The organism is Salinivibrio costicola subsp. alcaliphilus, assembly GCF_001996185.1.
GTDB classification, from domain to species: domain Bacteria; phylum Pseudomonadota; class Gammaproteobacteria; order Enterobacterales; family Vibrionaceae; genus Salinivibrio; species Salinivibrio costicola.
Window position 1 is genome coordinate 1 of the sequence record NZ_MUFR01000047.1, and the last position, 19,803, is coordinate 19,803.

Consider the following 19,803-nt stretch of genomic DNA (forward strand, 5'->3'; position numbering starts at 1 on the left):
CAAACGGTCGCCATCGGATGATATGTCAGATCTGATGCCATGGTGTGTGGATCTCAGTGATGTCGAGTAGGCGTTCACCGGTTTATTAACCGCTTACCGCAATGCAGCCGTCAGCGCCTTGAAATCGGGTAACTTGGAAGACTGGAAACAAGAAGAGGGTTATCACCAACGCTCTCTGTCAGAAACAGGCATGTCTCGATACAAAACGTTAATCAGCCCTGAGCTGACTCTACGTAACTACGATGCACAAGTTGGCGAAGCATTGGCCAACTTGAAAGCGATAAACAAAGTCATAAGACTTGGTATGCCTGTAAGTTACCGAGTTGATTGATGGGAGCAATCCCATTGGGATCAGTGCGTTAGGTGAATGATTTGATCAACAACGCCTCTAAGAGCCCTAAGGAATCGCATCAAGATGTAATGCAATTCTCCGGCTCATCTTAACAAACAGTCCTAACAAATCAGTGGGACTCACTTGTATTTTTGTCCCTAGTCAGCCCGTATTTCTGGCTCTAATCTTCTAAAACTTGAGGGATAAGAAATTAGGCATCTGTATACAACTAAAAAGCTTTGGGTTGAACTACTTTGGTTTGAACTAGATGCCCAATCTATATTGTATTTTTCAAACGTGCGTTAGTTGCTGCGACAATTCCATAATTTTATCTCTATTATCAAGCCTCATCTCTACAACTCTTCGCACTTTGTCAGATAGACCTTGTCTTACCTTTTTATCTTTTGGTATCGGTAAGATAACCTCATACAACCTCCTACCAAGTGTGTCAATAACATCTCGAGTAAATTGCTTGGTTCTAAGTTGTCGCTTAACTACATAAGTATTCAGTAAAGCCAAAAGTAACCACTCATCTAACTCGCTTTGATCCTCTACCCTCAGTTTATACAAGCCACCACAAAAAAGAGCTTTCGTGTCTCTATCTGTTACGATACAGCTACCACCCACTAGGTATGTACCATCCCTAACTAAGAAAATATCACCTTTCTTAAGGTCTATTTTTCCACAATACTTGTCATATATGTCTTGTGATATTCCTTGCTTTGGATTGTGCTTCATTTCCCAGTTACAAAAATCGCTGGTTCTAATAAAAGGTATATCACCAGTGCCATAAGCCATCTTGCCTATTTCAACACCAGTTTTGTCACTAATCACTCCCGCGTCTATTAGGCTACCGATCGATACACATTCACAATTTACTGATAAACCAGAAAGCTCTTTCTCAACCTCTGGGTTATAGTATTTTGGTAAAAGAATTTTATCCTTGATATCCGAGCTTCTTCTCCAAAATGCTTCAAATTTTCCAAATTCTGAAGTAATTGTATCTTGCTTTAACTCATCAACGATTTCTTCAAGATCGCTCGCGAAAAATTCATCGATGTAGTCTAACTTCCCGGTAAGAAGAGTCTCCTCTAGGATTACTGGTGCTTGTTTAATAAAAGCTTTTCCCTTTTCTCGCTCCTCCATTGCCAACTTTGCCTCTGCACTTAAACGAGCTGTGAGTGACAAATCACGGGGAATTGGAAGTACAACATCCAAGAACCTGTTTCCTATTGTGTCGATAGTATCAGCTGTAAACTGGAAGCTACGAATTTGTCGTTGAACTATCTCAGAATTTAGAGCTAGAAAAATAGCGTAAGGGTCTATGAAATCTTTGTTAACCCGTATCTTCAATAAATGAGACTGATAGACTATTTTCTTGTCTAGCTCAGTGATAATACAATTAGTTCCGATTAGGTAAGTCCCATCTCGAACCAAAAGGATATCACCAACCGCAACATCCTGTTTAACTTTGTAAGTTTCATATATATCTTCAGAAACACCTTGTTTAGGGATGCTACGTGTTTCCCAATTAGCTATATCAGAGGTTCTGACGAATGGTATATCACCCGTTCCGTAAGCTAACTTCCCAATTTCATGTCCTGTTTCAAGCTTTAGCACCTCTCTTGAAACAAGATCGCCGACTTTTAAAAGTTGGTGGGTGTCTTCGAGCTTTGCTAAGTTAAGATCTATATCTGGGTCATAATACTTTGGAATAAATACTTTGTTTTTTACACGATCACTATTTAGCCAAAAGTCAATCATCTGAAGGCCCTCTCAGATACTTTTCTGCCACAAAAGGAATATCATCTAACAACTCTTCCTCTCCGTCAGCATTTACTCTTATCGTTGGGTTTCCTCTGCTGTCATGGCCACACCACTTAACGTCACACATAAAGATATCGTGAACTTGCTCTTGCTCTTGCTCTTGCTCTTGCTCTTGCTCATTAGATTTTTTTTCACAAATCAAAATACAACACTTCGCGTGGGTATGTGGTTGAAACAAATCCTCTGGCATCGTCACGACAGCTTTAATTTTAGTTTTTCTTTGTATGTAATCTACGACGTGTCGATATTTTGGCATGCCGAATATACTTTCTAATAGAACTATTCCTAAAGTCCCTCCAGGCCTTAGCAAATCTAAACATCGCTCTATAAAAAGTATCTGAGGTGTTTGTTTATCTAAAACATTTCCCTTCTCGTAAGCGTCTGAGTCGGAGTCATGTTTCCACTTATGTCCTAGATCATAGTTCTTTAAGATATCCTCAGAGTCTATTGCCAATTTTTTACCGAATGGTGGGTTAGTAATAACCACATCAAATCCGCCAAAAGGGACATAATCTTGAGTTGATGAGCTCCAGTTCTCCTTACTTTCTAAACTATTCTCGCAGAAAACTCCTCCGCGACCATCACCGAGTATGGCCATATATGCTTTAGCCACTTTGCTCAAAAAATAATCTTTATCAATTCCTCGAAAATTCTTTATCGCAACTTTTTGTTTTTCCGCTTCTATCTCGTTACTAGGCCAGCCGTATTCTGAGCCGTTGCTTTCAACTTTCTTCCAAACGTGACGAAGAGATTCGACTAAGAAGCCACCGCTTCCGCATGCTGGGTCTATAATCTTGGAGTTTACGCATGGGTCGATCATATCGACCATCATCTTGACTACATTTCTTGGAGTGAAGAATTGTCCTTGTCCACCTTTTAGTGAGGGACCTATGAAAACTTCGAAAGCATCTCCAACTGCATCACGAGCACTTTCCTGCAGAGAATATTGTTGGAGCTCACCAACAACATACGACAAGGTTTTTTCATCTAACTTTATGCTATCAGCTACCTCAATAACGTCGCTATATTGCTCCTTTACTTTTTCAAAGAGATCAACAATTCTTCCTTTTACATCTTCTTCTGGTTCGTCTACCCCTGCGCGGAAAGTTACGAAGTCATCTGGTTTAGTGAATCGCTCATCATAAATTTTAGTGAAAATAAGGTTTATTAACTGTTGAGCGAAAACTTCGTCTCTAGTTATTCCAACAGCATTCGCCGCTAAATAATTGCGTATCGTTTTAAAAACAGATTTTAAGTTGGTTGCGGGGATAAGGTCTTTCCTTGTAAACCTACCTATATCTTCCAATCTTTGACCGTATCTGGGTATATTTGGAAGGTCAGAGAAAGTAACTTTCCCATCTTCCTCTCTCTTTAAGATATAAGCCCGTTCATCTCCATTAAACCAAACACCAATTCGAGCCTTAGAAAATCTTAAATAATCTTCAAGCTGACTCCTTCCATCTTTTCTATTTTTTTTCTTGCACTCAACAATAATTTGTATATTCTCTTCAGAGTGAGAATCTGACGAGAATACAGCGATATCTACAGGATACTCCTTTCTGTTGTCAGAGGGCCTAACTTTTACTCTCCATTGAGGGCGAGTCTGCAAATATTCTGCAGGATACCCATAATCTTCAACTAGGACCCTAGAAAAGACTTGAACTGCTTCTACCTCTTCTGGCGTAGCTTTTATTACCTGTCCACTTACGTAGTCTTTTAAGTAACCCTCTTTTACTTCCATTTTTCACCCACTAAAGAGATTGTTTACACCGTTTTAGTTAGTTTAACAGCGGAGACTTAGTTTAAGAAACACTAAATCAATGTCCGTTCATAAAGCTTAGTACTGAGGAACCCCCTGATGATTTAGATAAAAATCATCAAGTTAAGGTAGATGCACATCCTGTTATGTGATCAAATGATTTCGCCAAAAAACAAGCAACCAGACAACAAGGTGTGCGAATTCAATATATTACACGATTCTCTCTACCAATTCTGCCCTGAACTGCACTTAAAGCGACTAAATAGCTTGATGTTAGCGTGTCGAGCATTGCTTGATAGTAAAACGCTAACGCTAACGCTAACGCTAACGCTAACGCTCACTGAGTTTGGTCGTCACTTACCTTGCCAAGCCAGAGCCAAACATAACATAAAGCGGATGGATCGCCTGTTTGGTAACCATCACCTGCATCAGGAGAGGCTCGCCGTTTACCGTTGGCATGAACGTTTTATCTGTGCAGGCAACACCATGCCAGTGGTGCTCGTCGATTGGTCTGATATCCGTGAACTACAAGCGACTTATGGTGCTGCGAGCGTCTGTGGCGCTCCAAAGGCGTTCGGTCACTTTATATGAAAAGGCCTTTCCACTGTCAACGCCAGTTCAAAATTGACCCACCTATCGACGTTATCGCCGACGTAAAGCTGACCCATCGATATTGTCACCTTTACTGCCATTGATCAGCTAAAAGCGAATATTAAACCTAATACTTGTACATTCATGCAGGCAAAGTAAAGAGTCTAGGCGGCAATGAGATTTGACGGCTCCCGTATTCAGAGCGATTTTTGGTTTATTTGAATGACCGTAAAACCCTTATTTGATGTGCTCTAACCACACCTGCTTCGGTATGGTGGGTAGATTGCTTGGCCTCCCACTCAGGGAGAGCAGAGTATTCAGGTAGCGAGTTTTTATCGGCTTCTATGGTTAGATCACTTTCAGTTGCTTAGTCCCAGTCACTGATAGGCTGCCTTTAGCCGCTTGCTCGATGTGTCCACTCCACCAGCACATCATTGGGCGTCGGCGTTCGATGTAGTCTGTCCGGTTATATGCACTCCGTACCTGGTTGTCATCAACGTGGGCAAGTGCGGACTCGATGAGGTCTGAATCAAAACCCTGCTCGTTCAGTGTTGTACTTGCCAGGGAGCGTAGCCCATGACTCACGAGCCGGTCGGCAAACCCCATTCGTTTTAGTGCCATATTGGCCGTTTGGCTATTACAAGGTTTTTGCGGATCACGATCTGAAGGAAAAATAAAATCACGATGGCCACTTATCGGCTTGATCACTTCTAATATCGCCAGCATCTGCTCTGTGAGTGGGATCCGGTGCTCTCTTCTTTTTTTTGTCCTCTCCGCCGGGATAATCCATAGTTCGTTATCCCAGTCTATTTCATCCCATCGTGCAGCAGCGGCTTCTGCTGGTCGCGTCATGGTGTGTAGCTGCCATTCGATTAGGCACCGGGTAACCCGCTTAATATTCGCGTAAGCAAGCTTTTGCATTAACTCTGGTAGTTCATCGGGAGTTAACGCTGCCATATGGTTCTTTTTGGGCTTTTTAAATGCAGCGCCAATGCCCGATAGCGGATTAGCGTGGATAAGGCCACAGTTAACCGCGTAGTTCATCATTTCGTTTAGTCGTTGGACCAAGCGCTTTAATGTCTCTAGGCTGCCCGATGCTTCAATGGGCTTTAAGGCATCTATTACCATAGGGGCAGTGATTTTGGAAAGGGGAGTAGCGCCAAGCTTTGGAAAAATGTGACGTTCCAGAGAGCGCCATATGTCGGTCGCGTATCCCTCAGTCACTTGCTCTTTTTTCAGCTCGAACCACTGGTAGGCGACTTTCTCTACCGTGTGTTCGGTGAGCGCAATCTCTTGCCTTTGTTGCTCTTCACGGTGTTCCTTAGGATCGATGTTTTGAGCGAGGAGGGCCCTTGCATCCATGGTTGCTTTACGCGCTTGAGATAGGGTAACAGTGGGATAGGCACCGAGGCTGAGGTTGGTGCGCTTTTTGGTGAATGGACGCAGGTAATTAAAAAGCCAAAGCTTAGAGCCGGTTGGTTTAACTCTTAGTCTGAGTCCGTCGCCATCATAGAGCAGGTACTCTTTATCTTCTGGCGTTGCTGCTTTTATCTTCTTATCCGTAAGCTTAGCTATGATTTTAGCCATAATGGGTACACCTCTCAGCCTCCATTTTCATCAGTGTACACCTCGGTGTACCTAAAAATCAAAGCGGTTGGTGGACCTCTATGGACCTTGATGAATGCTAAGTTATTGATTTTAAGTTATTTAAGGCAATAAAAAAGACGCCCTAAGGCGTCTTTTCCAATCGATTGGTGGAGCTGGCGGGAGTTGAACCCGCGTCCAGAATCAGTCTAACCGATGGCGCTACATGCTTAGTTTGTCTTTAGTCTCGTCAGAGTGCTGCGGACAAACACGCCACACAAAGACATACCCAACTTATGTTTAACGCTTCAGCTCTTGGGTCAAAGCCTCCACGCGATCCTGTTTGGTTTTGACTATCCTGATTCCCCGTCCTACAGGCGAAGGCTAGAGAGGATAGGCACTCAGCAGGTTATTAAGCTGCTAGTGCGTAGTTTTCGTCGTTTGCGACTATTTTTTTGCGGCTTTTTACGAGGCCAACCGCCCCTCGGCATGCTCCACGGGCCTTCTCAATCCTGTCGAATCCTGAATCAGCCCCAGAGTGTTGCGGCAGAGTCTAACACATTGATCTGCCGCGTCAACGATTACCGCGCTGAGTGTTTCATGATCCTGGATTTTTGACGCTGCCAGTCTCTGTCTTTCGCGGTATCACGTTTATCGTGTAATTTTTTACCTTTCGCTAAGCCTATTTTGAGCTTAGCAAATGATTTTTTCCAGTATAAAGACAATGCCACCACGGTGAAACCGTCTCGATTAACCTTACCCAGTAAGGTATCAAGCTCCCGCCGTTTGAGCAAGAGCTTACGGGTGCGCTGTGGATCAGCGACCACATGCGTGGAGGCGACATTCAGCGGGGTGATCGTTGCCCCGAACAAAAAGGCTTCCCCGTCTTTGAGCAACACATAGCTTTCGCTGATATTGGCTTTGCCTGATCGAAGTGCTTTCACTTCCCAACCTTGCAGCTCTAGCCCCGCTTCGAAGTCATCTTCAATAAAGTACTCAAAGCGTGCTTTTTTATTCAGCGCAATGGTGTTGCTATTTGCTTTGTTCTTTGCGTTTTTCTTAGCCATAGTCCGCGCATTATAAAGGCGATGTGTCGAAGAATGAAAGGATTATCGCATGCTGTTAGACAAACCGCATGACTTTCTTAGATATGCTAGCCGCTAACATTGGTGAAAGGCGACCTCAGTGGTATTATCTCGCGGTTAACTTTAAGGAGTCCCTATGCCGCAAATCATCCGCTCGGCTTTAGTGCCGTTCAGTGCTGAGCAAATGTTTGCCTTGGTGAACGATGTTGAAGCGTACCCCGAGTTTTTGCCCGGATGTGTGAGCACTCGATTGATAGAGCACACAGACTCAACCATGGTCGCTTCACTGGACGTGGCCAAAGCGGGCATAAAGAAGACGTTTACAACAAAAAATTACTTAACCGACAATGCGCGTATTGATATGACCTTAGTTGACGGTCCGTTTAAGCGTTTAAGTGGGGGGTGGCAATTTACGCCGTTGTCGAGTGATGCGTGTAAGATAGAGTTAAACCTTGAGTTTGAATTCACTAACCGTCTGGTGGAAGCAGCGTTTGGGCGCATTTTTAGTGAGTTAACCAGCAGTATGGTAAAAGCGTTTACAGAGCGAGCGAAAGCGATTTATGAGTGAAGAGACTCTGGTGCATGTGGAAGTGGTGTATCCGCTACCGAATGAGCAACGCATCTTTAATTGTGTCGTTAAGGCTGATACAAGTGTTGAAGAGATTATCCGCCAGTCGGGTATCTTGAGCGCGTACCCTGACATTGATTTGTCCACCAACAAAGTGGGTATTTTTAGCCGACCGGTGAAGCTTGACGCGCAAGTAAGAGAGGGTGATCGGATTGAGATCTATCGGCCACTCCAAGCTGATCCGAAGGAAATTCGCCGCCGTCGAGCTGAACGAGCGAAGCAAGAGGGCAAGGCCGATCCTGTGACAGGTGGACGGGTTGATACCAAGCGTAAGCGCTAACCGTCGAACACCGATGCTTGGCCTTGCTCAAGCGATAAATAATCACAGTAAAGGCGCCGATATCCGGCGCCTTTTAACGAGCCAATGGCTGTCACTGCTTATTGCACAGCCTCAAAAAACTGGTCGCCCGGCTCATAGTCACCACTCATGCTGACTAATTGATTATTATCATCAAACGAGAGCACTAAATCTTTTTGCGTTGGATCTTGGTGGCCCGGCTGTTGCCACTGTACGAAGTACCAAGTGTTTGGGTAGCCAGACTCAACCAACATCGGTGGGCCGAGAAGGAATTTGACCTGCTCTTTCGTCATGCCAAACTTCAATGAGTCTACGGCCTTTTCTTCAATATAGTTGCCTTGATTGATATCTACACGATAAACCAGTTTTTCGGCATAAGAGCAACCCATAATGGCAATCGCCATTAGAGAGGCAACGGCGGCTTTTTTCCAACCCATAGTTAATATCTTCACTGTCTCGTTGAGGGCAAATCACGTCACTCAGTACGTTTTGCAAGCGGTGCCTGCGGTGCATAGCGCGTCGAGTATAAACAAGCAGAGAATATATGTAAAAAACCTGCCAACGACTAGCGTTTGGAGGGTCATAACGTGAAAAAGTTCGCAATGGGAAAAGAAATAACCGAGGAAAGTGAACGTTGCACACTTCCCTCGAGCAAGCATGTGATCAATGCCGTGTTTTTTTAAGCGGCAATGAGCAGATCTTCGGCATTTGCTAAAGTACGCTCGGTAATTTCACTGCCACCAAGCAAACGGGCCAGCTCATTAATACGGGCCTGGTAATCGAGTGGGTACATGCGAGTGGTCGTCGTGCCTTGGTCAGTCTCTTTGGCGACAAACATTTGTTGATGACCACAGCCGGCAACTTGTGGCAAATGGGTGACACACATAACTTGGGTCGATTCGCCAAGCTGACGTAATAATTGACCCACAATGGCGGCGGTTGGCCCGCTAATACCGACATCAACCTCGTCAAAGATAAGGCTAGGTGTTTCCACTTTTTGTGCTGTAATCACTTGAATAGCGAGGGAGATCCGCGATAGCTCACCACCTGATGCGACCTTTGCGAGTGGTTGTAAAGGCTGGCCGGGGTTGGTCGAGACCAAAAATGCGACCGCATCGCCGCCTAGAGGACTTAGGTGGGTCTGTGCTTTATTTTCGACTTGGATTTCAAAACTGCCGTGTTCCATGCTGAGCTGATGCATGCTTTGGGTAATGAGTTTATTGAGCTCTTTAGCATAACGACGACGGCTTTTACTGAGCTTTTCTGCTGTGTCTAAACAGTCTGCGAATTGCTTGTCGACTTCGGCTTGAAGCTGCTCAATGGCCTCATCATTGTGCGCGAGTTTTTCTAGCTCCGTTATCAACTGTTGATGTGTGCTATACAGCACCTCTGGTTGAACATGGTGTTTGCGTGACAAACTCATAATGGTAGCCATGCGTTGATCTAAATATTGTAAACGCTGCGGATCCATGTCGAGTTGATCAAGATAACGAGCGATCTCCTGACTGGTTTCTTGAGTTTGAATTCTAGCTTCTTCGAGCATTTCAGCCAGTGGAGAGAAGTGATTGTCTAGTGTCGCTAATTCATTCAAACGTTGTTGCGCAGCAGTTAGTAGGCCAAGTGTATTGCTTTCTTCGCCATCGCAGAGCAGATCAACCACTGCTTGGCTTGTCATCGCGATATCACCACTGTTGGATAAGCGTTTATGCTCTTCTTCAATTTGCTGATATTCGTCTTCACCAAGCGCAAGTTCATTGAGTTCGCCCACTTGATACTCAAGCAGCTGTTGTTGCGCCTCAATATCATCCTTTTTCTTTATCAGTGCTTTTAGCTCATTTTTTGTGCGACGCCAACGTTGATAGCGCGTTGCCATTTTATCGATCAACGATTGATGACCCGCATATTGGTCAAGCAACGTAATTTGGTGCTCAGGGCGTAACAGTTGTTGATGTGCATGTTGACCGTGAATGTTGATCAAAAGTTGCCCAAGTGCTTTTTGCTGAGAAGCAGGAACCGGATTGCCATTGATATAAGCGCGTGACCGCCCTTCTTTAGTGATTACGCGTCTTAAAATACAATCGTCACCGTCTTCTAATTCGTTATCTTGTAACCAGCGTCGCGCCGCACTGTTTTGTTCCAAGGTGAAGCTGGTCGATATTTCAGCGCGCTTTTCCCCTGGGCGCACCATATTGGCATCGGCGCGGTCACCTAAGCATAAGCCTAGCGCATCAATAGAAATAGATTTACCTGCCCCGGTCTCACCGGTTATCGCCGTCATGCCTTTACTAAACTCCAACTCCAAGGATTTAACGATGGCAAAGTTTTGAATGGTTATATCGGCTAACATAGGAAAACACCTGTATCTATCAACAACTGTGTATAGATACAGTATATACTGTTTTTTCATCCAGTGAATACTGTTCAGTGAGAATTATTGTGAATGGGATGAGGCGCACAAAAAATGGACAAAAAGTGGCTGGCCTGTTTTGCATACCAACAGGAAGAAGGAAAATAACGTTGATATGAAAAAACAGCCGCGTCAGAACAGCTTTGAAGACCAACCCAGCTTTTTACGTAACGTATTGTAATAATTATAGTCTTTGGGGTGAATGAGTTTGAGTGTGGCGGGGCTTTTGTAAATATGGACCTCATCGCCCGGATTCACTGGCAAAGAAACTTGCCCATCACAACTGACTTCCAGTGTGCCGCGGTTATCGGGAGACACTAATAATTTAATCCGGCGATTACCATCTACCACCAAAGGCCGGCTTGATAGGGTATGGGGGAACATAGGGACTAAAGAAATAGCGTTGAGGCTGGGGGATAAGATGGGGCCGCCACCTGATAAGCTATAGGCTGTTGATCCCGTCGGCGTTGAAATAATGATCCCATCTGAGCGCTGCGAAAAGGCGAAATGCTCGTTAATATAGACCTCAAACTCAATCATGTGAGCCACTTGCCCTGGGTGTAAAACGGCCTCGTTGAGCGAAGCATTATGGCTTTTAACCTGATCGTGACGATGGATCTCTGTCTCAAGCAAAAAGCGGTCTTCTTCCATGTAGTCGCCACTCAAAACGGCATCTAGGGCATTTTCAAAGGCATCGGGATCCAGGTCAGTCAAAAAGCCTAAATTACCGCGGTTTACACCAATCACTTTTATATCGCTTCGTGACAGTACGCGGGCGGCGCCGAGCATATTACCGTCGCCACCGATAACGATCGCGAGATCAGCGTGCTGACCAATATTAACCAAATCCAGATAGTGCGCGTCGGGTAGCCCTAAATTGGTACTCAAGCGTGTATCAATGCACACCTCGTAACCGCGCTCGGTGAGCCAATGATAAAGGCCGATGTGTGTATTCACCGCGTCTGGGTTGCGAGGTTTACCAATTAAAGCAATGCGCTGGAATGGTGTCGACATAATCAGGATCCCATCGTTATTTGTGCCCAGTATAACGCGGTAAAAAAAGGATTGTCGTGATTTGCGTTATGTGGGCGGTTGAATCATAAAGATTCATCCCCATAATACTTCCACAATCAAGTTAAACAGTCCCAGTGCGCGCTGGGCAATGCCATTTGTGTCGGAGTGATCATGAGCGAAGAACAGAAAGTTAAGCAAGAGCAAGAAGCGATGAAAGATGCGCAAGCTGCTGAAGGCAAAGATGCAGAGCAGACGGTTGAGCAACAGGCAAGCGGTAGTGCAGACATTGAGCAAGAGGAAACCGAAGCCATGATTGCACGCATTACAGAGTTAGAAGCAGCACTTGAAGCCAGTGAAGCCAAAGTGCAAGAGCAACAAGACAGTGTGCTTCGTGCCCGTGCTGACGTAGACAATATGCGTCGTCGCTCAGAGCAAGAAGTAGAGAAAGCGCGAAAGTTTGCACTGGAGAAGTTTGCCAGTGAGTTGCTGCCCGTTATCGACAACCTTGAGCGTGCTGTCGAGATGGCGGATAAGGAAGATGAATCGATCAAGCCCATGGTTGAAGGGGTAGAGCTGACGCTAAAAACCATGATGGATACCATTGATAAGTTTGGTTTGAAAGCGATTGACCCACAAGGCCAACCTTTTAACCCTGAGCTTCACCAAGCGATGACGATCCAAGAAAGCACTGAGCATGAGCCAAACACTGTAATGATGGTGATGCAAAAAGGCTATGAGTTAAATGGTCGCGTGGTACGTCCAGCGATGGTGATGGTATCGAAAGCCGCACAAGGCAACGTCGACGAAAAAGCGTGATTTTAATAAGGGCATAGCATCAATAGTTAATTTGTTACTCCGCTTGTGATACGTGAGTGACGAACACGGATTTTTTTGCTGCTAGCCCTTGAAAAGTGCCGTGCTGCCCTTATTTAAACGGCAGCAACAAATAAAAATTTGCGGTGAGGGGGTTGAACCTCTCACAGTTACCCCCACATAAAGGGTAACGAACTACAGCCACAGAACGAATTTCGGAGAGCACCAGATGGGTAAAATCATTGGTATTGACTTGGGTACAACCAACTCATGTGTCGCCGTACTAGACGGTGAAAAAACGCGCGTAATTGAAAACGCAGAAGGTGATCGTACAACGCCATCCGTTATCGCTTACACACAAGATGGTGAAACACTTGTCGGCCAGCCTGCGAAGCGCCAGGCAGTGACAAACCCAGAAAACACCCTATACGCGATTAAGCGTCTGATCGGTCGCCGCTTCGAAGATGAAGAAGTACAGCGTGACATCAGTATCATGCCTTTCAAAATTGTGAAGGCAGATAACGGTGATGCTTGGGTTGAAGCGAAAGGCCAAAAAATGGCCGCGCCACAAGTGTCAGCTGAAGTGTTGAAGAAAATGAAGAAAACCGCTGAAGACTTCCTCGGCGAAGAAGTGACTGGCGCGGTAATCACTGTTCCTGCTTACTTTAATGACTCTCAGCGTCAAGCGACTAAGGATGCTGGTCGTATTGCGGGACTAGAAGTTAAACGTATTATCAACGAGCCTACAGCGGCAGCATTGGCTTACGGCCTTGATAAGAAAGGTGGCGATCGCACTATCGCGGTTTATGACCTAGGTGGTGGTACGTTCGATATCTCTATCATCGAAATTGATGAAGTCGATGGTGAGCAAACCTTCGAAGTACTGGCAACCAACGGTGACACCCACTTGGGTGGTGAAGACTTCGATAACCGTTTGATCACCTACTTGGTCGACGAATTTAAGAAAGAGCAAGGCATCGATCTGCGTCAAGACCCGCTCGCGATGCAGCGTGTCAAAGAAGCGGCTGAGAAAGCGAAGATTGAACTGTCTTCTGCGCAGCAAACAGACGTGAACTTGCCTTATGTGACCGCGGACGCAACCGGTCCTAAGCACATGAACATCAAGATTACTCGTGCCAAGCTGGAATCACTGGTTGAAGATCTGGTTCAACGTTCACTCGAACCAATGAAAGTGGCCTTGGCAGACGCTGAGCTGTCTGTTGATGAAATCACGGATGTTATCTTGGTCGGTGGTCAAACCCGCATGCCTATGGTTCAGTCAAAAGTTGCAGAGTACTTCGGTAAGGATGCACGTAAGGACGTGAACCCGGATGAAGCGGTTGCAATGGGTGCGGCTGCACAGGGTGGTGTACTGTCTGGCGATGTTAAAGACGTACTACTGCTTGACGTCACGCCACTGTCGCTGGGTATCGAAACCATGGGCGGTGTGATGACCAAGCTGATTGAGAAAAACACGACGATTCCGACTAAGGCGAATCAAGTGTTCTCAACCGCTGAAGACAACCAAAGCGCGGTAACGATTCATGTGATCCAAGGTGAGCGTAAGCAAGCCATGCATAACAAATCACTGGGTCAGTTTAACCTAGAAGGTATTCAGCCAGCGCCACGTGGCACGCCACAAATTGAAGTGACTTTCGACTTGAACGCGGATGGTATCTTGAACGTGTCTGCAACTGATAAGCAAACCGGTCAAGAGCAGAAGATCACCATCCAAGCGTCTGGTGGCCTAAGCGATGAAGACGTTGAGAAAATGGTACAAGAAGCAGAAGCTAACAAAGAAGCGGACAAAAAGTTCGAAGAGTTAGTGACTGCCCGTAACCAAGCGGATCAGCTCATTCATGGTACACGCAAGCAAATGGACGAAGCGGGTGACAAATTGCCTGCTGAAGACAAAGAGAAGATCGAAACAGCTATCTCTGAGCTGGAAACCGCACGCAACGGTGAAGATAAAGAAGACATCGATGCGAAGGTTCAAGCACTGGTTGCGGCTTCATCAAAACTGATGGAAATTGCCCAGCAGCAAGCTCAAAATGAGCAGGCGCAGCAAGACGCCGGTGCCGATTCAGCAAAACAAGACGACGACGTTGTTGATGCTGAGTTCGAAGAAGTTAAAGACGACGACAAGAAATAAGCGAAAGCACTGTCGTTAATAAGCACGGGCGTAGGGGAGCGATCTCCTTCGCCCGTCGTTTTATCAAACAGTGATTTGAACGTCTTTGTTTTGTTGACGTAAACAGGTGCAGTCAGACCATGTCTAAAAGAGATTTATATGAAGTGCTCGGCTTAAGCCGCGATGCAAGCGAGCGCGATATTAAAAAGGCCTATAAGCGGCTGGCGATGAAGTATCACCCAGACCGCAATAAAGGCGATGATGCCGACGAAAAATTTAAAGAAGTGAAGTTGGCATACGAAATACTGACCGATCCGCAAAAACGTGCAGCCTACGACCAATATGGTCATGCAGCCTTTGAACAAGGTGGCATGGGAGGCGGCGGCTTCGGCGGTGGCGGCTTTGGCGGCGGTGGTGCTGACTTTAGCGATATTTTTGGTGACGTATTCGGCGATATATTCGGCGGAGGTCGTCGCGGTGGTCAGCAACGCGCACAACGTGGTGCCGATTTACGCTACAACATGGAGCTAACGCTTGAAGAAGCGGTCCGTGGCGTCAGCAAAGAGATCGAAGTGCCCACCTATGTCGGCTGTTCGACGTGCGATGGTAGTGGTGCGAAACCGGGGACTAAGAAGCAAACCTGTGGGACCTGTAACGGTATTGGCCAAGTACAAATGCGCCAAGGTTTCTTTGCGGTTCAGCAGGCCTGCCCAACGTGTCACGGCAGCGGTACCATTATCAAAGACCCTTGTAATAGCTGCCACGGTCAAGGTCGCGTCAAAGAGACCAAGCACTTGAATGTGAAAATCCCAGCGGGGGTTGATACAGGCGATCGTATTCGCTTATCAAGTGAAGGTGAAGCGGGAGAAAATGGTGCGCCAGCGGGCGACTTATACGTTCAAGTACACGTTCGTGAACACCACATTTTCACCCGGGATGGCAACAACTTGTATTGTGAAGTACCGGTGAGTTTCACCATGGCCGCGCTAGGTGGCGAGGTTGAAGTGCCTACCCTTGATGGTCGTGTAAGCTTAAAAGTGCCAGCAGAAACGCAAACAGGACGCATGTTCCGTATGCGCGGTAAAGGGGTGCAGTCTGTTCGTGGCGGCGGTATGGGGGACCTGATCTGTAAGATGGTTGTCGAAACGCCAGTGAACTTAAGCAGCCGTCAAAAAGAGCTTCTACAAGAGCTAGAAGAGTCTTTTAGTGGCACTGAAGCGAAAAAACACAAGCCAAAATCAGAGGGCTTCTTTGACGGTGTCAAAAAGTTTTTTGATGATTTAACCGGATAAGCAACTGGGCCTCGTGCATACGGGTTAGCCAGTGTTGAATCCTCAGTCATCATAGAAAGGCCAGCTTTGTGCTGGCTTTTTTTATGCCTGACGAAAACGTATTTGTTGATCGATCATGCGGTAAAGGACAAGATGCATTTGATGAGGTCGACGTTATCAGTCCGTTCGTATGGAGGACCAAGGTAGCACATGCGTCATCGATTTGGGGGTAACTTGTTCGAGGGTGAGCAAGGATCTTATAGGCTGCCTTCCCACCTTGGACTTCGAACCGATAATCCGGTGAGAGCTGACAATCCGCACATAGCACCTCTTCTAACTTAGCGACATCTGATACCGACGGATATTGCTCAGCCATCGTAAATTTCTGCTCTACCCACGCTTGTAACTGAATTAAATGTCGAGTCGCCGCTTGCCGCGTCTGTTGTTGTTGGTGCTCGGCATAGCTGGGGATGGCAATCCCTGCAAGTGTTGCGATGATGGCCAGTACAAGCATCATTTCGATCAGTGTCACGCCATGTTGTAAATAGCGACAAAAATATAAACGCATTTCTACGTGCCCCTCGAAGACTCAATTACCAAACGCATACAGAGCTTATGAGAGTGGTAGTCTGCGCTCAATCGGCAGGCGGCGATCTTGGGAGGCAGTATGCGTTTTCACCGTACCCAATTCACGCCAAGTAGGCTACAGCAACATGGCGTAACATTGATTGAATTATTGATTGTATTGAGTGTGTTAGCGGTTATTTGTGCCATCGCATTTCCTAGCTTTACCTATTCACGCCAAGTGGCCGTAATGGCCAGTCGCAGTGCAGAGCTGACAAGCTTATTCCAACTGACTCAAAGTCGTGCGATCAATCAGAGCCAAGCATATCGTCTTATTTTGCATCAAGACGAAAATACGCAATGCATTATTGCTCAACCGGTCAACGAAAAAGCGAACAGTGTGAGTAGAACGGGCGCGATGGCAAAAATATCGTGTCAACAAACCACATTAGCTATGGTCAGGCTACCTAAAGCAATTCAATTAAAAAAGAAAGTGAGTGAGGGGTGGGTGTTATTGCCTGACGGGGATCTATTTACTATCGATTTTCGCACACAGCGACCCAGTCATAATCTCACGCTTGGTCTAAGCCGCGATCTTGCCAGCACACCGGATTACATTGTCACCGTTCGCCAGTACCTTGGCTTTGATGTTTGTCCGTGGCGGGAGGTAGCCAGTGCTTGCAGCTAACTGTAAAGGCCATTCATTGGTTGAACTCTTGGTGGGGCTGACGGTGAGTATGATAGTCACTATCGCGGCACTGGCGGTGATGACAACAGCGACGGCGACACAAACGCGTCTGGATAATAAAACGTTTTTGTCTTTAGAAATAAGTCGCCTTCTTACCTTTATGGAGGCAGATATTCGCCGTGCAGCCCTCTGTTATCAATGCGGCAGGACTTCCCCTTACGTATTTAAAAGCGGAGATGAGGCGCACATTGTGTTAATTGATGAAGTGCCTGAGCAATCTAGCGGGCAATGTTTGCGATTTGCGTACCAACAAGGGCGTACTCACTCCACGCAAACTATTGATAAAGACGATGCCAAAGGATTTCGTTTCGATGCAGAATCACAGGCGATAGAGGCTTATGAAAATCACCAAGACACCAAAAATTGGTCATGTGAGTCAGGGTACTGGCGAGATATTTCATCCCGAGCATTGAAGGTCACGCATTTAGCCTTTTCTCGTGATGAGACGCGGACGGAGACAGGGCGACGTATTACTGCGTTAACGATCGAACTTTCCGCCTCATTAAAACGTCAACCTAGTGAACGTGAACAAGTGTCGAGAACCTTGGTTTTAGCTAATACGGTTGTTTCACCATGAAATGCATCAGAAAACATAAGTACGACCAAGGCATAGCAACGCTTGCGGTGGTTGCGAGTGTTGCACTGATTGCACTTCTCATTGTGTTAGGAGTCAGTCGACGTGCGGTTAATGATATCCAACAGACGCAAGCGAGAGTCAAAACCGAGCAATCACTTTCTAAAGCTTGGGCCGCTCTCGACTGTGCGGTGGCTAAAATTCAGCATGATGGCATTGAGTTATCCAACGATGATATCGCCCAAGCACTAGAACAACTTTCTCCCTGTCAAAACGTCGCGCAAAGTCAATTATGGTTGGCGCCATGGCAAAACAGTAAGCGCGGGATGTGGCATCTTTACGCAACTCATGCACAGCAACAAGTCGGGGTGACTCTGGCAAAAGCCACCGGCGCGCGAAGAAGTTCGTTTGTCACTTCTGGATCCGCCGCGTTTTACGGTGGCAATACATGGCGACCGGTAAAAGGAAAAAAGCGAGAGGATGGTTTATATGAATGCCATTCAATTATGGCGGGGGGCGATGTCATGATTCGTCCGCGCACGCTCGGTGAGAATCAGTCAAAGAGTTCAGAGAGCTCAGAGAGCTCAAAGAATGAAGAGGAAAAAAGTCAAAACAGATTTACCGTTCGCTTAGATGGTAGCGATGAGTGCGCCCCCGAATATAAAACGGAGGTTAGCGACTACACAGTGGCAGATAGTCGCGATGAAACCGGCGCGCGACTAAAAAAAGATGTGCAAACCAACGTTGAGAATATGGACTTGTTCAACGATTACTTTGGTGTCCCTCGCGCGCAGTGGGAAACAGTCAGAGAGCAATTTGAGCGACAAGGCGGTTTTGTTGTTAATACCCAAGATGATCCGTCGTTATGTTATGAAACTCTATTGAATGCAGTCGCTAGCAGTAAACACAGAGAGAGAGCGAATGCAAAAGTCTGGGTGGATGGGCCTTGTGATCTAAGCCGAGAGGGTTTAAAGGCGTTACCAAGTGAACCTCCGATTTTACTGGTTGTGCAAGATGGCATTGTGGCGCTGCGTGGTGCGATTAAACCCTTTAAAGGAGTGGTATATCAGTTTAACACCGATAATCTGAATGCGAGAGAATTTGCTGAGCAATGGGGGATGACCATCTCCGAATCTGGCGGGATGTCTTGCTCTCACGACGATAGTAATATCCAAGAACTTTGCGAAATGATCACATCAACAGTCACCAATCCTGATCAAGCAAGCCGTGTCCCTTTTTGGTTTCACGGTAGTTTCATCACCAAAGGCGCATTTATTACTGATGTGCCGGATGGCCATTCCGTGGTGTATGGTTCATTTCAACCAACCTACAGTGATGAAACGGTACAGCAGAGTTTTAAAGGTCTTAAGCAGTGGCGTCCACTCGGTAATAGCTATCATGACATCAAACCGCCTTATGAGGAGGGATAGCATGTTGCGAGCGCGAGGTTTTTCCTTTATAGAAATATTGATTGCGTTAGTGTTAGTAGCGGTAACGGGCGCAGGTATTTATACACTCACTGTCGATATTCAAGTTAAGCAACACAATGCGCGCTTGGCTGAAGGGGCTATGCATGTTGCTAGTAACCAACTGGCGCATTGGCGTTTAATGAACACGGATACGCCCTGCAGTGCAAGCCATACTGTAGTCATGAAGTTGAGCCGTTTAGCAAAATGCTTGATAGATACTGAAGATACTGGTTACCAACTGGCAGTGACTGAGATTAAAAATGTGCTCACCGATGATGGTGGTGTTTATGCGAAAACACTCGTATTAGAAGTTCGCTGGCAAGATAACCGAAATAAGGAGCAGGCGCTGAGATTTTACTTCACAGGGTCAACGCTTCGACACCAAGGTATGTAATAAGCGTCTATGAACGCCGCAAACGAGTGAGTTATCACCCGTTTGGTTGGTTTTTAATCGCTTGTGCTGTTTTTATCAAAAACCCCTTGCGCCAAAAAATTACCTCTCTATAATGCGCTCTCGTTGGCACGGCAAGCCGAGCTAACAACGGCAATACAGACAAGCAAAACAAAATGCTTGACTCAATGCCAAAGTGGCGTATTATGCCACTCCCGATCAACGATGAGCGGCGCTCTTTAACAATTTGACCTATGCAATCTGTGTGGGCACTCGTTGAGAATAGACAAAAAGATTTATTCGATGAACTGAGTGACC

General features: G+C 46.1%; 17 protein-coding genes, 1 other RNA gene and 2 pseudogenes. 11 read left to right on the top strand and 9 right to left on the bottom strand.

Going from position 1 to position 19,803, the window contains the following annotated elements; all coding sequences use genetic code 11:
* Nucleotides 1–97 precede the first annotated feature (97 nt).
* Nucleotides 98–331: pseudogene (locus tag BZJ21_RS13390) on the top strand (IS5/IS1182 family transposase); the annotation flags it as partial.
* A 291-nt stretch (nt 332–622) separates the two neighbouring features.
* Here the strand turns inward: BZJ21_RS13390 and BZJ21_RS13395 are convergent.
* Both BZJ21_RS13395 and BZJ21_RS13400 read right to left on the bottom strand, forming a co-directional pair.
* Entirely contained in the window at nt 623–2,095 is a 1,473-nt protein-coding gene (locus BZJ21_RS13395; RefSeq protein WP_201788227.1) for a hypothetical protein, read from the bottom strand.
* A complete protein-coding gene (locus tag BZJ21_RS13400; protein ID WP_077670035.1) occupies nt 2,088–3,899 on the bottom strand; it encodes a restriction endonuclease subunit M in 1,812 nt (603 codons plus the stop codon). Before BZJ21_RS13400 ends, BZJ21_RS13395 begins: the two co-directional genes overlap by 8 nt.
* Nucleotides 3,900–4,109: 210 nt before the next feature.
* Between BZJ21_RS13400 and BZJ21_RS13405 the strand changes: the two are divergent.
* Nucleotides 4,110–4,527 (top strand): annotated as a pseudogene (locus tag BZJ21_RS13405) (IS4 family transposase); the annotation flags it as partial.
* Between the two features lie 329 nt (nt 4,528–4,856).
* On the opposite strand, the gene BZJ21_RS13410 reads toward BZJ21_RS13405, so the two are convergent.
* The 3 genes from BZJ21_RS13410 to smpB form a co-directional block, all read right to left on the bottom strand.
* On the bottom strand, nt 4,857–6,095 hold the full coding sequence (locus tag BZJ21_RS13410) for an integrase domain-containing protein (RefSeq protein ID WP_077670036.1): 1,239 nt from the start codon (nt 6,093–6,095) through the stop codon (nt 4,857–4,859).
* 165 nt (nt 6,096–6,260) lie between these two features.
* Nucleotides 6,261–6,627, bottom strand: a transfer-messenger RNA (tmRNA) gene (ssrA, locus tag BZJ21_RS13415).
* Between the two features lie 46 nt (nt 6,628–6,673).
* The gene (gene smpB, locus BZJ21_RS13420; protein ID WP_077461835.1) at nt 6,674–7,159 is read right to left on the bottom strand and encodes an SsrA-binding protein SmpB; all 486 of its coding nucleotides are present in this window, start codon (nt 7,157–7,159) and stop codon (nt 6,674–6,676) included.
* Between the two features lie 154 nt (nt 7,160–7,313).
* On the opposite strand from smpB, the gene BZJ21_RS13425 reads away from it, so the two are divergent.
* On the top strand, nt 7,314–7,745 hold the full coding sequence (locus tag BZJ21_RS13425) for an SRPBCC family protein (RefSeq protein WP_021024346.1): 432 nt from the start codon (nt 7,314–7,316) through the stop codon (nt 7,743–7,745).
* Nucleotides 7,738–8,085, top strand: a complete 348-nt coding sequence (locus BZJ21_RS13430) for an RnfH family protein (protein WP_021024345.1) — start codon at nt 7,738–7,740, stop codon at nt 8,083–8,085. Before BZJ21_RS13425 ends, BZJ21_RS13430 begins: the two co-directional genes overlap by 8 nt.
* Before the next feature lie 98 nt (nt 8,086–8,183).
* On the opposite strand, the gene bamE is transcribed toward BZJ21_RS13430, so the two are convergent.
* The 3 genes from bamE to nadK all read right to left on the bottom strand — a co-directional run bounded on the left by bamE (nt 8,184) and on the right by nadK (nt 11,524).
* The gene (bamE, locus tag BZJ21_RS13435) at nt 8,184–8,540 is read right to left on the bottom strand and encodes an outer membrane protein assembly factor BamE (RefSeq protein WP_021024344.1); all 357 of its coding nucleotides are present in this window, start codon (nt 8,538–8,540) and stop codon (nt 8,184–8,186) included.
* Between the two features lie 242 nt (nt 8,541–8,782).
* Nucleotides 8,783–10,450, bottom strand: coding sequence for a DNA repair protein RecN (gene recN, locus BZJ21_RS13440; RefSeq protein WP_077461836.1), 1,668 nt, complete (start codon nt 10,448–10,450; stop codon nt 8,783–8,785).
* Nucleotides 10,451–10,642: 192 nt separating this feature from the next.
* A complete protein-coding gene (nadK, locus tag BZJ21_RS13445) occupies nt 10,643–11,524 on the bottom strand; it encodes an NAD(+) kinase (RefSeq protein WP_077461837.1) in 882 nt (293 codons plus the stop codon).
* A 171-nt stretch (nt 11,525–11,695) separates the two neighbouring features.
* Between nadK and grpE the strand changes: the two genes are divergently transcribed.
* The 3 genes from grpE (at nt 11,696) to dnaJ (ending at nt 15,760) form a co-directional block, all read left to right on the top strand.
* On the top strand, nt 11,696–12,340 hold the full coding sequence (gene grpE, locus BZJ21_RS13450; RefSeq protein ID WP_021024341.1) for a nucleotide exchange factor GrpE: 645 nt from the start codon (nt 11,696–11,698) through the stop codon (nt 12,338–12,340).
* A gap of 226 nt (nt 12,341–12,566) precedes the next feature.
* The gene (gene dnaK, locus BZJ21_RS13455) at nt 12,567–14,489 is read left to right on the top strand and encodes a molecular chaperone DnaK (RefSeq protein ID WP_077670037.1); all 1,923 of its coding nucleotides are present in this window, start codon (nt 12,567–12,569) and stop codon (nt 14,487–14,489) included.
* Nucleotides 14,490–14,608: 119 nt separating this feature from the next.
* Entirely contained in the window at nt 14,609–15,760 is a 1,152-nt protein-coding gene (gene dnaJ / locus BZJ21_RS13460; RefSeq protein ID WP_021024339.1) for a molecular chaperone DnaJ, read from the top strand.
* Between the two features lie 49 nt (nt 15,761–15,809).
* Here dnaJ and BZJ21_RS13465 read toward each other — a convergent pair whose 3' ends face one another.
* Entirely contained in the window at nt 15,810–16,307 is a 498-nt protein-coding gene (locus tag BZJ21_RS13465; protein WP_077670038.1) for a type IV pilin protein, read from the bottom strand.
* Nucleotides 16,308–16,406: 99 nt separating this feature from the next.
* Between BZJ21_RS13465 and BZJ21_RS13470 the strand changes: the two genes are divergently transcribed.
* Genes BZJ21_RS13470 through BZJ21_RS13480 form a run of 4 tightly spaced genes read left to right on the top strand, consistent with a single transcriptional unit; the run spans nt 16,407 to nt 19,488 of the window.
* A complete protein-coding gene (locus BZJ21_RS13470; RefSeq protein WP_077670039.1) occupies nt 16,407–16,991 on the top strand; it encodes a pilus assembly FimT family protein in 585 nt (194 codons plus the stop codon).
* Nucleotides 16,978–17,628, top strand: a complete 651-nt coding sequence (locus BZJ21_RS13475) for a PulJ/GspJ family protein (protein WP_077670040.1) — start codon at nt 16,978–16,980, stop codon at nt 17,626–17,628. The genes BZJ21_RS13470 and BZJ21_RS13475 overlap by 14 nt, the downstream gene beginning before the upstream one ends.
* A complete protein-coding gene (locus BZJ21_RS16340) occupies nt 17,625–19,055 on the top strand; it encodes a hypothetical protein (RefSeq protein ID WP_158075537.1) in 1,431 nt (476 codons plus the stop codon). The genes BZJ21_RS13475 and BZJ21_RS16340 overlap by 4 nt, the downstream gene beginning before the upstream one ends.
* 1 nt (nt 19,056) lies before the next feature.
* Nucleotides 19,057–19,488, top strand: a complete 432-nt coding sequence (locus tag BZJ21_RS13480; RefSeq protein WP_158075538.1) for a type II secretion system protein — start codon at nt 19,057–19,059, stop codon at nt 19,486–19,488.
* Nucleotides 19,489–19,803: the final 315 nt, after the last annotated feature.

Coding starts and splice junctions, on each gene's coding strand:
- BZJ21_RS13395 (WP_201788227.1), bottom strand. CDS start 2,095: ATGATTGACTTTTGGCTAAATAGTGATCGTGTAAAAAACAAAGTATTT.
- BZJ21_RS13400 (WP_077670035.1), bottom strand. CDS start 3,899: ATGGAAGTAAAAGAGGGTTACTTAAAAGACTACGTAAGTGGACAGGTA.
- BZJ21_RS13410 (WP_077670036.1), bottom strand. CDS start 6,095: ATGGCTAAAATCATAGCTAAGCTTACGGATAAGAAGATAAAAGCAGCA.
- smpB (WP_077461835.1), bottom strand. CDS start 7,159: ATGGCTAAGAAAAACGCAAAGAACAAAGCAAATAGCAACACCATTGCG.
- BZJ21_RS13425 (WP_021024346.1), top strand. CDS start 7,314: ATGCCGCAAATCATCCGCTCGGCTTTAGTGCCGTTCAGTGCTGAGCAA.
- BZJ21_RS13430 (WP_021024345.1), top strand. CDS start 7,738: ATGAGTGAAGAGACTCTGGTGCATGTGGAAGTGGTGTATCCGCTACCG.
- bamE (WP_021024344.1), bottom strand. CDS start 8,540: ATGGGTTGGAAAAAAGCCGCCGTTGCCTCTCTAATGGCGATTGCCATT.
- recN (WP_077461836.1), bottom strand. CDS start 10,450: ATGTTAGCCGATATAACCATTCAAAACTTTGCCATCGTTAAATCCTTG.
- nadK (WP_077461837.1), bottom strand. CDS start 11,524: ATGTCGACACCATTCCAGCGCATTGCTTTAATTGGTAAACCTCGCAAC.
- grpE (WP_021024341.1), top strand. CDS start 11,696: ATGAGCGAAGAACAGAAAGTTAAGCAAGAGCAAGAAGCGATGAAAGAT.
- dnaK (WP_077670037.1), top strand. CDS start 12,567: ATGGGTAAAATCATTGGTATTGACTTGGGTACAACCAACTCATGTGTC.
- dnaJ (WP_021024339.1), top strand. CDS start 14,609: ATGTCTAAAAGAGATTTATATGAAGTGCTCGGCTTAAGCCGCGATGCA.
- BZJ21_RS13465 (WP_077670038.1), bottom strand. CDS start 16,307: ATGCGTTTATATTTTTGTCGCTATTTACAACATGGCGTGACACTGATC.
- BZJ21_RS13470 (WP_077670039.1), top strand. CDS start 16,407: ATGCGTTTTCACCGTACCCAATTCACGCCAAGTAGGCTACAGCAACAT.
- BZJ21_RS16340 (WP_158075537.1), top strand. CDS start 17,625: ATGAAATGCATCAGAAAACATAAGTACGACCAAGGCATAGCAACGCTT.
- BZJ21_RS13480 (WP_158075538.1), top strand. CDS start 19,057: ATGTTGCGAGCGCGAGGTTTTTCCTTTATAGAAATATTGATTGCGTTA.